We start from the raw sequence: 12,892 nt of genomic DNA on the forward strand, positions 1-12,892 counted from the left end.
CGCCGCAACCTTCACGGTAAGGCGTGAGGCCGCGCCCTACTGCGCCTGCCAACCCGGTGCCATATAGTAGTTGGGTTGATAAACGGCTGATTCTTAATCCTGAAAATCATGAAGCAATGAGGCCCAGGCTCCAGAAATCAGACGCCGCGTCTATGGCCTGGAGAAGCGCCGGCCAGCCGCCCACACGCAACACCGCCCGCCTGCGGGGGCAGGCGGGCGGTGTTAAGGCCTCAGAAAGCGTGCAACCACTACGCTGGTTCCTCACTGCCCTGCGCCTGCAGATTGGCCAGAATCTGGGCCGTCACCTGGCGCAGCAGCTTGTCGGCTTTGCCGATCAGGGCGGCCAGCACCGGCTCGTCGAAGGGGCCGTCCCAGTTTTCCAGCTGCTCCATCAGAGCCAGCACCTGCTTGATCTGCAGGTGCCGCAGGCTGGGCTTTATTTTGTGCGCGGCCCCGCGTAGCGCCGGCAGGTCGTGGGCGGCCAGGCCGGCGTGCAGCGCCTGCAGCACGTCGGTGCTGCTACTCACGAAGGTGCGCAGCATAAACGTCACGAAGTTGGCGTCGTTGTGGGCCGCCTGCCGGAGCAGGTCGGTGCGGTAGAGGCTGTTGGCCGCATCGGTGTTGGGCGGCGAGAGCAGCCACTCGTGCACCATTTTCAGCAGCTCGTCTTCGTGAAACGGCTTCGACAGGTAGTCGTCCATGCCCGCCGTTAGGCAGGCTTGGTTGTCGCCCCGAATGGCGTTGGCCGTGAGGGCAATGATGGGAATGGTCAGGCCCAGCTCTTTGCGCAGCTGCGACGTAGCCTCGTAGCCGTTCATAATGGGCATCTGCACATCCATCAGCACCAGATCAAACTGCTGCCTGCGGGCCAGATCCACGGCCACGGCGCCGTTTTCGGCCTCAATGACCTCAATGTGGGCCTGGCGCAGAAACGACTTGGCCAGCACGCGGTTGTACTCGTTGTCTTCCACCAGCAGCACCCGCTTGCCGCGCATACCCTCCCGGATAAACATCGAGCCCAGCGTAAGCTCCTGGCGCGGCAAATCGGAGACGGAGCCCGTGGGCAGCACCAGCGTGAAGTTGCTGACCGTGCCCTGGAATTTTTCGCTTTGAATCTGGATTTCACCGCCCATCAGGTGCACCAGGCTGCGCGAAATGCTCAGGCCCAGGCCCGTGCCGCCAAACTTGCGCGACACCGACGAGTCTTCCTGGCTGAAGTTCTCAAACAGCCGCTTGAGGTAGGCCGGGTCGATGCCAATGCCGGTATCGCGCACGCAGAACTCGACGATGGTGGCGTGGTCGACGGTGCCGGCCAGCTCGCACGATACCACTACGTGGCCCTTTTCGGTGAATTTGATGGAGTTGCCGGCCAGGTTGAGCAGCACCTGCGTAATGCGGTACGGGTCGCCGATGAGCACGTCCGGCACGTCGGGGCTGACTTCGATGAGCAGGCTCAGGCCTTTGTCCTCTGCCTTATAGCGCAGCGTTTTTTCCACCTGCTCACACACGCGGCGCAAGCTGAACCCAATCCGCTCGATGGCCATCTTGCCGGCATCAATCTTCGACAAGTCCAGGATGTCGTTGATGATGACCAGCAGGTTTTCGGCCGAGGTGGAAATGGCGTGCAGGTAGTTGTGCTGCTGCCCCGAGAGCGAGGTTTTGTTGAGCAGCTGGCTCATGCCCAGAATGGCGTTCATGGGCGTACGGATTTCGTGGCTCATGTTGGCCAGGAAAATCTCTTTGGCCCGCGTCGATTCCTCGGCGTGCTTTTTGGCCTCGCGCAGCTTGGCCTCCATCTGCTTCTGGTGCGTGATGTCGAGGTGTACGCCAATCGAGCCGATCATCTGCTTGTCCTTATCGAACAGCGGCGAGCGGCCTACCAGCAGCCATTTCAGCTCGCCCAGCTTGGTTTTGATGGGCAGCTCGTAGGTGTCGGTGAGGCCGGCGGTGTGGGGGCGGTGGTTTTCCTGCATCAGGCGCTTGGAGGCATCTTTCACCAGCAGGTGGTCGAGGCGGCGGTTGAGGGTTTCCTCCTTGGTGTAGCCGCTGATCTGGCAGTAGCTCTCGTTGGCGAACATGACTTTGCCATCGAGGTCTATTTCCAGCAGCCCCAGGTTCAGGTTCTCCAGAATGCTGCGGTATTTTTCCTCGCGCCGCCGCAGCAGTGCCTCATCCTTTTTGCGCTTCGTGATGTCCTCGTATTTCCACAGGAACCCGATGTAGTTGCCGTTGGCATAAATGGGCGTAGCGTGCCGCTCGAGGGTGCGCCCGTCTTCGAGCTTCACCACTGCGTTGTCAGAAAGCAGCTCCCGGCGGGTGTGCCGGATGGCCCCGATAAAGACCTCCTGATTCAGAAACTTGGGCCCGATCTGCTCTACCAGCCAGCTGCAGTCGGAGCCCACCAGCTGCTCGGGCGTGTACGCCAGGGCAAACATGTCGCAGAAGGCCTGGTTCACCAGAATCACCCGCTCGTTTTCGTCTTCCAGCAGCACGGCGCGCTGCATGCTGGCAATGGTGCTGCTGAGCCGCAACGACGAGGCTTCCAGCTCCAGCTTGGCCTTCGTGATTTCCGTGACGTCGGTGTGGGTGCCCGAAACCAGCAGGGGGTTGCCCTGCGCGTCGCGCTGCGTGATCATGCCGCGCGACAGAATCCAGCGGGCCTCGCCGTAGGAGTCCAGCACCCGGTACGTGGCCGAGTAGATAGCCACTTCGCCGTTCAGGTAAGCCATAACGGCCTTGTGGGCTTCCTGCTGCTGTTCGGGCAGCACATTGTCGTAGCAGAGCCACGAAGCTGGCGGTTGATCCAGGTGTATCGGCCGGCGGTTGTAGCCCAGCAGCGCCTGGTAGCGCGGCGACAGCGAATGCTCGTGCGTCTGCCAATTGTATTGCCAGGTGTCGTTGCCCACACCGTCGCGGGCAGCCTGCCAGCGCTTTTCGCTTTCCACCAGCCCCTTCTGGTTTTCCACGATGCCGGTTACGTCCTGCAGAATGGCGCGGAAACGCACTCCCAGCGCACTGGCTTCGGTTACTTCGGCCGTGCCGCGCCACCAGCGCATGGACTGGCCGGCCAGCAGCACGCGGCCCTCAAACTGCCAGCTGGTGCGGTGGCGGGTGGCCGTTTCCAGTGAGTGCATCAGGCGCAGCCGGTCTTTGGGGTGCACAAAGCCGGTCAATGAGCATACATCGGTGCAGGGCACGCCAAACAGGTAACTCAGCACCGGGCTCAGGTATACTGTCTGGCAGGTGCCGTCGAGGTGCTGCACCCACTCACAGAGCGCGCCGGGCACGCCTTCCACCAGCGCCTGCAGGTCGGAGGGCCGGGCCGGGGCCGCAGCCAGCCGGGCCTGCAGCGCCAGAATCTGCTGCTGCTGCTGCTGCACCGTGGCGCGCAGCCGCTGCTGCCGCAGTACCCGCGACGCAGGTTTTTTCGGGGCCGGGGAGGCAAAAATGTTGAGTATGGGTGTTATCATATTTCGCCTTCCTGAACCATCTTATAAATCGTGGAGCGGCCGATATCCAGCTTCTGCGCTACCAGCGGTACATTGTTCTGGTACTTGTTGAGGTGGTGCCGGATGATGGTGCGCGTGTATTCACGCAGCGTCTTCTCTTCCGCCAGCAGCTCGTTGCTTCTGGCAGAAGGCGTAAATACGACGTCGGAAGGCTTGATTTCGGTGCCGTTGCTGAGCACGGCCGCCAGCTCCATCGTGGTTTTCAGTTCGCGCACGTTGCCGGGGTAGTCGTAGGCCAGCAGCTTGTCGCAGACGCCGGGGCCTAGCAGCAGGGGCGGCTTGCGGTACTCGCGGCAGAAGTCGTCCACGAAGTGTTTGGCCAGAAACACAATGTCGCTGCTTCGGTCCCGCAGCGGCGGCAGGTTGATGGGTAGCCCGATGATGCGGTAGTACAGGTCTTCGCGGAAGCTGCCGGCCCGCACCTCGTCGGCCAGGTTTTTATGGGTGGCCGTAATCAGGCGCACGTTCAGCTTGATGGTTTCGCTGCCGCCTACCCGCTGCAGCTCCCGCTCCTGCAGCACCCGCAGCAGCTTCGACTGGATGGCGGCCGGCAGCTCCCCGATTTCGTCCAGAAACAGCGTGCCGCCGTTGGCCTCCTCGAAGCGCCCGATTTTGCGGCCCTGCGCCCCCGTGAACGAGCCTTTCTCGTGGCCGAACAGCTCACTTTCCACCAGTTCCGACGGAATAGCGGCCATGTTCATGGCCACAAACGGACCTTTCTGCCGGTCGGAGTTCATATGAATGGCTTTGGCTACCAGCTCTTTGCCGGTGCCCGTTTCCCCGGTGATGGACACGTTCACGGGCGTCTGGGCCGCCTTTTCCATCAGCCCAAACGTGGCCTGCAGCGCGGGGCTGTTGCCTTTCAACAGGTTGTTGAACGTGTACTTCTCGTGCAGCTGCTGCTCCAGGCGCTTCACTTCCTGCTTGAGGCTGACGTTTTCCCGGACCCGCAGAATGGCGTTCCAGAGCAGTTCCTTGGTGTTTTCGTCCTTGATGAGGTAGTCGGTGGCGCCTTGCTTAAGCAACTCCACTGCCGTCACGATTTTGCTTTGCGAGCTGATAACGATGACCGGCAGCCCCGGGTATTTGCTTACCAGCTTCTTGAGCAGTTTGTCGCCGCTGATGTCGGGCAGCGAAAAATCGATGGTAATAACGTCAGGCCGCGCGGTAACCTTTTCAAAAAACTCCTGCCCCGAAGTGTATAGGCTGACGCAGTAGTCGGGATTGAGGGAGAGCTGGTATTGTAGCAGCTGCCCATACCAAGGGTCGTCCTCGATGATGCAGATGGTAAACTTTGAACAAAGGTCGGATTTCATACTCGGTCAGGAAGGAGCCGCTGAGGCGGCAGAGCAGGTAACAGAATCAAAGCGGGCAGTCGCCAACCCGAAATGGCAAATGGCACAGCTGTGGCGACAGAGGAGCAGGGTGCTGTACCGGGCCCGTATCACGGCCCGGCGGTCAGCGCTTCCGGCAGCCCTGGGCTGCCACTAGAGAGATGGTGAAAGAGGAGAGCGGGCTGCAGGCAGGTCGCCGGAATATTATTTTTCTAAAAATGATGTCTACCCCAAATCCACAGAAACTTGAAACTTCGTAATTGAAAATATACAAGTGCCAGGGGCGTTACAGCATGAGCAGAAGCTGTTAAACTAGCGGCTGACAGTAACTAATAGGCAAAATTACGCAATCGAATTCGTGGACAATACATTGAATTAATATTCACGACTATTTGCTGTTCTGCTTTCCCAGCGCTAGAATGGCAGTAAAAGGGTAGGGCTTCGCTAATTCATTCTGTTCCTGCTGGTAGTGATATGTATTAAATATTTGATATAAAATTTATATATCGAGTAAATAGTCTCTATTCCCAAAATGAAATTAAGCCGTACTTATTTAGGATAGCGTTTATGTTATAGAATCACGATCTATTTATTGTATTATTTTACTTCGCTATATAGCTGAGTACTGTGCAGCTTGCCATTCGGCCTGGCAGGAAGGGGAGGCATTGGGCAGGCTTCAGCCTTCATTTTCGTAAAACATGTTCAGGGCCTGGTAGTGGCCGAGCTGGTTTTGGAGCAGTACTTCCTGGCTGAACTGGCTCAGGCGAGGGTGCAGGCCGCCTTTTTCGGTGGCGGTGCACACACTATGAATGAGGTAGTTGTATTTGCGGGCTACCACGTCCCAGGTGTAGCGGCGGCGGGCAATGGCCTGCATTGCGGCGCCCTGCTGCTGCCACTGCGCAAACGTGGTGTTTTTGATGGTCGTTTTGATGTCGTCCTGGGTGCTGAAAAACAGGGCCTTGTGCTCGGCAGTGGCTTTGTTGAACGACACCCCGAAGGCCAGCACCGGCAGCCCCAGCGACATAGCCTCCACCAACGACGGATTGGTGCCGCCCGCGCTGTGGCCGTGCACATACACAAAGCAGTTGCCGCGCAGCACATTCAACTCATTCTGGTCGTAAATCGGGTCGAGCAGGTGCAGGTTGGGGCAGGAGCCGTAGCGGGCTTTCATAGTGCGGCCAAACTCGCTGTTGTTCCAGTTGCCCACCAGCACCAACGGATACTCTGGCAGCTCGGCAAACGCGGCCAGAATCATCGGCACGTTGTTTTCGGGCTCGATGCGGCACACCTTGAAGGCGTAGGGGTGGCACAGAAACGGGTAGCGGATTTTATGTTCCTGGGTGATGGGCTGGCGGGTGGCATGGTCGCCGCCGTATTCCACCACGCGGCTGCGGGTGCTGTAGGTCTGGGCCGTGTAGTCCTGGATGGCGTCGTTATCGGAAATATCGGCGTGCGAAAACCGGACGGCCAGGGACTCGGCCAGCCGCAGATACCAGCGGGCCAGGAAATTCCATTTCGCCCGCCGCCACTCAATCCCGTCGATGGAAACAATGATTTTCTTCTTGGTAAACAGCTTCACGAAGGGCAGCATGATGCCGCCCGACACGCCCAGCACCAGCAGCACATCGGCGTACAGCAGCGCGTGCAGAATCGACAGGCAGTCGTAGAGGATGCTCTGGATGCCGTTGGCATCGAAGGGCAGAAACACCAGCCGCGCCCCGCCGCAGTGTGACTGGCGCTGGGCTTTGGGGTAGCGCTTGCCGGTGCAGTACACCGTGAAATCGTGTTCCTGGCTGAGGTGCTTTACCAGGTAAGCGGTAAGGGTTTCGAAGCCGCCGTAGCAGGCGGGCAAACCAACGGTACCGATGATGGCTACTTTCTTGCTGGACATAAAATGGAAATGGAAACGAAATAGCGGCGCCGCAACGGGCCGCCGGTTAGCTGAGAGGGAGTAAAGGAGAAAAGCTATGCGCGGGCCGGGCAGTGCTCCGGCGCGTAGGCCGCCGCCGGGCGGCCCGGCAGCACCATTTCGGTCTGGAAGTGCTGCTGCAGCTGCTCGGCGAAGCGGGCCGGCGAGAAGTGGGCGGCGCGGTGGCGGCAGGCAGCGGCCATGCGCAGGTAGGTGGGGCGGTTGGTGGCCAGCAGGTTCAGGGCCAGCTGCAGGGCCGGCAGGTCGTGGCCATCGATGGCGAAGCCGGTTTGGCCTACCTGGTTGACTTCGGATACGCCGCCCACGGTGGGCACCAGCACCGGCCGGCCGTGCTGCAGGGCCTCCAGGATGGTCATGCCGAAGGTTTCGATCCACTCGGTGGGCCGCGACAGGTTGGCCACCACGGCCGCGCGGCGGTAGAAAGGATGCATATCCTGCACCGCCGCAAACAGCGTGAGGTTGGGCGGCAGCGCGTGTTGCTGCCGGTAGTGCTGTACCTGCGCGGCCGGGGCGTTCAGCACCAGCTCGAATCGTAGCTCGGGCATGGCCCGGGCCAGCGCCACAAACTCGGGCACGCCCTTATAGTCTTTCAGTGAGCAGGCCATAAGCACCATGAACGGTTCCTTTGCCGGCTCGGAAACCTGAGCCTCAGCTATGAATTCAGCGGACAGCACGTTGGGCACCACAGCCTGCCGGGGCACGCGCAGCGCCAGCGCCTGCCGCACATACTCCGACACAAACAGCGCCCGGTGGGCTGTGCGGTTGGCCACGGCCCGCAACAGCCGCATCAGCAGAGCAGGCCGGATGGATACCTCGTGCAGATGATAGACCACCCGCGCGCCCCGGCAGCGGGCCGCCAGCGCCGCCGCCGCCGGCAGCAGCGAGTTGACGTAGACCACCGTGCCAGGGCGCGCCAGCTGCAGCACCCGCGCAAACACCACCAGCTGCACCCACGCAAAGCGCAGCAGCGTGCGCCAGCGGCTCGGCGACCATTGGTAGGGCAGCGCGTGCGTGCTGATGCCGGGCAGGTCGCTCAGGAAGCCGGTTTCGCCGGCCGGGGTGCCCGTGAGCAGGTCGATGTGGAAGCCGGCGGCGCGCAGGCTGAGCAGGGCGTTGCGCAGCACCAGCGGGCTGCCGCTACGGTCGTTGAGAAGATGGACGGCTAGGATGCGTTTCATGGCTGCGACAGGGCTTGCTGATAGACGCGGGCCAGCTGCTGGCCGCGCCGCGCCCAAGTGTGGTGGTCGGCTACGTGAGTGCGGCACAGCTGCGCCTCGGTGGCCTGCCGTGCGGGGCTGGCAAACAGGGCTGCTAGCTGGGCCGCGAAATCGTGGATGTTTTGCTGGAAGGTGTCGTAGGGCACCGTTAGCTGCGAAGTGGGCGGCACCAGCTCGCCGGGGCCTTCGTTGCGGTAGCAGAGCACCGGCACGCCGTAGCTCATGGCCTCGGCCACCACCATGCCCGCGCCTTCATGCGACGGGAAAAAGAACACGGCGGCTTCGCGGTAGAGCGTGAGCAGCTTGGTGCGCTCCAGCCAGGGTAGGTGCCGGGCGCAGGCGGCCAGGCCCCGGCGCTGCAGCAGCTGCAGCAAAAACGCCTCCTCGGGCCCGCTCCCAATGAGCAGCAGCTCGGCGCGGGCCTGGTCGGTGGCGGGCAGAGCGTGGTAGAACTCGGCAAAGGCCTCAATCACCATGTCAAAGCCCTTGAGCGGCACCATGCGGGCCGCAATCATCACCACAAACCGGCCAGCCGCATCGGGCGTGAGCGGCGTGGGCGTTTCGGCTGGTAAATCGACAGCTACCGAAGGCATGATCTGGAAGCGGCCGGGGCGCAGGCGCAGGCGCGGAGCCACGGTGGAGTTCATGCATAGCACCTGGCGGGCCGAGCGGCGCGTGACGCGCAGAAAAGGGTCGAGGCGCCAAAAACTGTGCTTCATGAGCGTCAGCAGGCGGTCTTTGCCGTAGGCGGCGGCGCCGTACTGGCGCAGGTGGTCGGCCGGAATGGGCGGGTGGTGCCCGATGGGCCCCCATACCAGCGGGCGGCGCAGCAGCCACAAAAACGAGGGCGTCCAGTCGTTGTGGAAGTTAAGGTTGTGCACCAGGTCCACGGCCGGGCGGCGGTGCCACAGCCACAGGCCCAGCCCCAGCTGCCACATATAAAAATAAAGCACCGACAGCAGCGGCCCTTTCTTCCACCAGCGCATCCAGGCCGGCAGATCGAAGTAGTCGAACTGAATGCGGGCGGCCAGCGGGGCCAGCTCGGGGTGGGCGGCCAGAAACCGCTCGATGGGCGGGCGGTTGTTGCGCCGCGTCACGGCCACCACGCGGTGGGTGGCGGCGGCCTGCAGAATGAAGTTCCAGCCCATGCCGTCTTCGGAGCCTTTATACGGATTCACGGCGTAGGCCGTCAGCAGAATGGTTTTCATAGCACTAGCTCGGCAATGTGGGGCGTGGCCGGCTGGGGCTCACGCGAAGAAAGAAGGCGGGCCGGCACCCCGCCCAGCACACTGCGGGCCGGAAACGAACGGGTAACCACGGCCCCGGCCGCCACCACGCAGCCCTCGCCCAGCACCACGCCATCGAGCACCGTCACCTTGCTGCCAATCCAGCAGTTGGGGCCGATGTGAATGCCGCGGTGCGTGACGCCCTGCTGCCGGATGGGCGTGCTCAGGTCGGCGTAGCGGTGGTTTTCGGGGTGGCAACTGAAGTACTGCCCGATAATACAGTCGTCGTCGATGCGCAGGCCGCCGGCGCCGCCCAGGTAAGCAAACTCGCCGATGCCGACGTGGTGCCCGATGCGGATAAACGCCCCCGGCTGCTGCAACGACGTGGACACAATCACCTGGCTGAAGGCCCCGATGCTGACGCTGTGGCCCAGCGTGAGGCCTTCGGTGGAAAGCCCGCTGAAGCGCACCTGGTCGCCGGCCTTCAGCCAGCGGCCAAACCGGATGCCGCTCAGATACTGAAACGACACGCCCCGGCCCAGCATGGCGCCGTGGCTGGCGCGCCCCCGCAGCCAGAGCTGCGTGCCGCGCAGCATGGCCCCGGCCGTGCGCGCAGCAAAGCCCGCCAGCCAGCCTACCGGCACTGCCTCATGAATAGAAAAATGCGGGTTGCGGCGGCGTACCCAGGTTTCGAGCAGCTGTTTCATTTGATTTCCTGTTGGAGGTAGCCGCCGATGAGGGCGAGGGTGTCGTCGAGGTCGTGGTTTTCGATGGGCACGTACCGCGACTGGCGGTAGCGCCCGGACAGCTGCCCGAACAGGTCCTGGTACTTGGTGGTGAGCTGCACGATGGTCTCGCCCGACAGCTCCTGCTTGCGGCGCAGAATCACCTCGGGCGCGGCGTAGAGGAAGAAGTTCAGGCGCGGCTTATTCACGAAGGCGTAGAGGGCGCGGGTGAGGCGCTCGGGCACCGCAATGTTGCTGCGGCGGCTGTCGTTGATGAAGTCGAAGTAGTACCGGTCGTAGAGCACAATGTGGCCGCGGCAGGTGTATTTCAGCCACACCACGCCCTGGCCTAGCACGTAGTCGAGGTAGTAGTAGGCGAAGCGGGCCAGCGAGGAGCTCAGGCGCTGGTTGGCGCCCTGGCGCGGCAGCGTGGCCACGGCGCGCTGCTCGGCTCCGGCGCGGCCGTACTTCCAGGCGCTCAGAATGGGTAGTACCGAGGGCCGGTGCCGGATGACCACCACCCGCTTGCGCCACTTCTTCTCCAGCCGCTCCTTCACGTGCTCAATCACCGTGGACTTGCCGGCGCCATCTACGCCGCTGAAGGTCACCACGAAGCCATTGGGCCGGAAAAACGATGCCACCGTGCTGAGGCCGTAGCGCATGGTGCGCGCCAGCCGGCGCACCGCCGAGTTGCTGGGCTGGTTGCGTACCATCAGGGCCAGCTGGCGGCCTACCAGCGGCTGGTACTGCGCCGCCGACGCCACGGAGTCGAAATGCAGGTTATACTTGTCTACGAGGTGGTGTAGCAGCTCCTGCTGCTCCTGGGGGCTCTGCTGCTGGAAGTAGTGCAGGTGCCCGGCCGGAATGCTGCTCTGGTTCAGCCAGTAAAACAGCCAGGTGTACTCGAAGTCGTGGTGCGGGGCCAGCACCGGCACGCCAGGCGCGTTGGGGTCTACATGGTCGAGTACGTCGTCGGTATCGAGCAGCTGCAGGCCTTTGCGGTGCAGCTGGTGCAGCAAATCCACCGACAGAAACGAGCCGTCCTGAAAAAAGCAGTCCACGGAAACCATGTGGGCCTGGCGGCGCACCCCTGCCGAGCGCCGCAGCGGAAAGGCGCGCAGCCACCGGGCCAGCTCCTCGGCGCCGGGGCGGGGCAGCAGCAGATCTACATCGGAGGTAGGGGCAGGGTAGTAGGCGTTGGCGGCGCGCTGCTTCAGCACCACACCTTCGTGGGCTGGCAGGGCATCGAGCAGGTCGAACAAACACAGCTGGCGGTGCTCGGTGTGGGTGGCCAGCTCCAGCGTCAGGAGCGCGCTCCAGCCGCCGAGCAGCCACTCCACCTGCGTGTGCCACTCGGGCTGGGCGTGGTAGATGAGGGCGTAGCTGGACACCTGGTGCAGCAGGTAGAGCTGCCAGGCTAGGCGCAGCTGGGCTTCGGGAATCTCTGGAAACTGCGTCCGGGCCTGCTGCCACAGCTGCTCCCGGATCTGGGCCGCGGGCCGGCGGCTCACCAGCAGCCCTTCCTGCACCCCGAAATGGAACAGGTCGTAGAGCTGTGGGGCGGCTTCCTGGGCAAATTCCAGGTCGTAGATGGCCAGCCCATCCGGCCCCAGCCAGCAGTTCCAGGGCGTGAAGTCGCCGTGGGCGAAGGCCAGCGCCACGGTCTGCGTCGGCTCGATGCTGCGGAGCGCCAGCTGCAGCTTGGCGCGCAGCCCGTACGGAATGCGCGTTTCGCGCAGCGCCTCCAGCTCCGTGAGCTGGCGCACCACGGTGTGCCAGAACGGGGTGTCGGCCAGGGTGTGGTGGGTGGTAGTGGTGCGTAGCTGCTCGTGCAGAAACCGGAAGTGGGCTGGCTGCAACTGGCCGGCGCGGCGGGCGCGGGCGGGCTTTACGCTGCGCTGGGCCAGCAGGCCGGGCCGGGCCGCTACCAGGGCCGGCACCCGGTACGAGGTGGCAGGGCGGGCGGCCAGCAGGCGCAACGCCTGCGCTTCGGCCTGTACCTTGGCTTCGGCGGCGGCTGTGAGCGGGAGCTTGGCAAACAGCAGTTGGCCGGCCCCGTCGGGGTAGCAGCATACGGCTTTGCTGAATGGGCCGGGCGTACCCGTGAACAAGGCAAAGCCGGCCGGCGACCAGTGCCGGGTGCCGGTGCGGGCGTAGCGGCCTGGCAGCACCGGAAACAGCCAGCGGTGCAGCCCCAGCGTAAAGGCCAGCCGCACCACGCCGCAAAACAGCCGCGCCTTCGGCGACGACGCGCTGTAGAATTCCAGAAAGAGCGGTTGGCGGAGCGAGGCGGCCCACACCCAGCGCAGGCTGCCATCGGGGTTGCGGATGCCGCGCAGCTGCGTGCCGCCCTGCGCCACCGGGCCGTAGCCCAGCCGGCCCATCAGGTCCGGAAGCAGTTGCTGATCAGTATCGGATAAGGTAGTTGTGCTCATGCCAGCGCCTCTGCGAAGGCTGGGCCAAAAGAGTATCTATATGTAAGTGTCTGTATTGTTGGTTAATAGAATAAAGGTGGGCCGCTGGATAGTCCATAATCTGGAGTGCCTATCCAGATTGTGGGGTCACATAGAATCGTGTAATTGTTCAAAAACGGCCCGGCGCTGCTCTGGGCGCTTCCGCCGGTAAGCCAGCCTGCACAGGCTTCCCGGCGGTGGCCTGCAAGTGGTTGGGTAGCACAAAGTTTTTGCCTCTACATAACCCAGGTTGCGGAGAACAAGGTCTGGAGTTAAAATGCGAGTTTCTCTCCTTGGAAAGGAGGGGTTAGGAGTGGTTGATCTTGCACTGGAATGGTTTCTGGAATTGGCTCTAGTCATCGTTCTTACATCCATCAATCACCCTAGCCCCTCCTTTCCAAGGGGGAGCTAGAGCTAGGATTGAAGGCCGCAATTGGGGTTGAACACCACAACATTCTGTTGCCGATTGCTCACAAAAAAGCCGGCTGCGGTTCAGGC

The 12,892-nt window shown here is 62.6% G+C and carries 7 protein-coding genes; all 7 read right to left on the reverse strand.

The window, feature by feature from the left end:
• Positions 1 to 248: 248 nt before the first annotated feature.
• On the reverse strand, positions 249 to 3,470 hold the full coding sequence (locus O9Z63_RS03975; RefSeq protein WP_270128009.1) for a PAS domain S-box protein: 3,222 nt from the start codon (positions 3,468 to 3,470) through the stop codon (positions 249 to 251).
• Entirely contained in the window at positions 3,467 to 4,825 is a 1,359-nt protein-coding gene (locus tag O9Z63_RS03980) for a sigma-54-dependent transcriptional regulator (RefSeq protein ID WP_270128010.1), read from the reverse strand. Before O9Z63_RS03980 ends, O9Z63_RS03975 begins: the two co-directional genes overlap by 4 nt.
• A 694-nt stretch (positions 4,826 to 5,519) precedes the next feature.
• Entirely contained in the window at positions 5,520 to 6,734 is a 1,215-nt protein-coding gene (locus O9Z63_RS03985) for a DUF1972 domain-containing protein (protein ID WP_270128011.1), read from the reverse strand.
• A 74-nt stretch (positions 6,735 to 6,808) separates the two neighbouring features.
• Positions 6,809 to 7,951, reverse strand: coding sequence for a glycosyltransferase family 4 protein (locus tag O9Z63_RS03990; protein ID WP_270128012.1), 1,143 nt, complete (start codon positions 7,949 to 7,951; stop codon positions 6,809 to 6,811).
• Positions 7,948 to 9,198, reverse strand: a complete 1,251-nt coding sequence (locus O9Z63_RS03995; RefSeq protein WP_270128013.1) for a glycosyltransferase family 4 protein — start codon at positions 9,196 to 9,198, stop codon at positions 7,948 to 7,950. The genes O9Z63_RS03990 and O9Z63_RS03995 overlap by 4 nt, the downstream gene beginning before the upstream one ends.
• Entirely contained in the window at positions 9,195 to 9,923 is a 729-nt protein-coding gene (locus O9Z63_RS04000) for an acyltransferase (RefSeq protein WP_270128014.1), read from the reverse strand. The genes O9Z63_RS03995 and O9Z63_RS04000 overlap by 4 nt, the downstream gene beginning before the upstream one ends.
• Positions 9,920 to 12,376 carry a nucleoside/nucleotide kinase family protein gene (locus O9Z63_RS04005; protein WP_270128015.1) on the reverse strand — a complete coding sequence of 819 codons (2,457 nt, stop codon included), beginning with the start codon at positions 12,374 to 12,376 and terminating at the stop codon, positions 9,920 to 9,922. The genes O9Z63_RS04000 and O9Z63_RS04005 overlap by 4 nt, the downstream gene beginning before the upstream one ends.
• Between the last annotated feature and the right edge of the window lie 516 nt (positions 12,377 to 12,892).

Origin of the sequence: Hymenobacter yonginensis (assembly GCF_027625995.1) — a bacterium.
Taxonomy (GTDB): domain Bacteria; phylum Bacteroidota; class Bacteroidia; order Cytophagales; family Hymenobacteraceae; genus Hymenobacter; species Hymenobacter yonginensis.

Bases quoted from the DNA above. Each gene is read 5' to 3' on its own strand.
- O9Z63_RS03975 (WP_270128009.1), bottom strand. From the start codon at position 3,470: ATGATAACACCCATACTCAACATTTTTGCCTCCCCGGCCCCGAAAAAA.
- O9Z63_RS03980 (WP_270128010.1), bottom strand. From the start codon at position 4,825: ATGAAATCCGACCTTTGTTCAAAGTTTACCATCTGCATCATCGAGGAC.
- O9Z63_RS03985 (WP_270128011.1), bottom strand. From the start codon at position 6,734: ATGTCCAGCAAGAAAGTAGCCATCATCGGTACCGTTGGTTTGCCCGCC.
- O9Z63_RS03990 (WP_270128012.1), bottom strand. From the start codon at position 7,951: ATGAAACGCATCCTAGCCGTCCATCTTCTCAACGACCGTAGCGGCAGC.
- O9Z63_RS03995 (WP_270128013.1), bottom strand. From the start codon at position 9,198: ATGAAAACCATTCTGCTGACGGCCTACGCCGTGAATCCGTATAAAGGC.
- O9Z63_RS04000 (WP_270128014.1), bottom strand. From the start codon at position 9,923: ATGAAACAGCTGCTCGAAACCTGGGTACGCCGCCGCAACCCGCATTTT.
- O9Z63_RS04005 (WP_270128015.1), bottom strand. From the start codon at position 12,376: ATGAGCACAACTACCTTATCCGATACTGATCAGCAACTGCTTCCGGAC.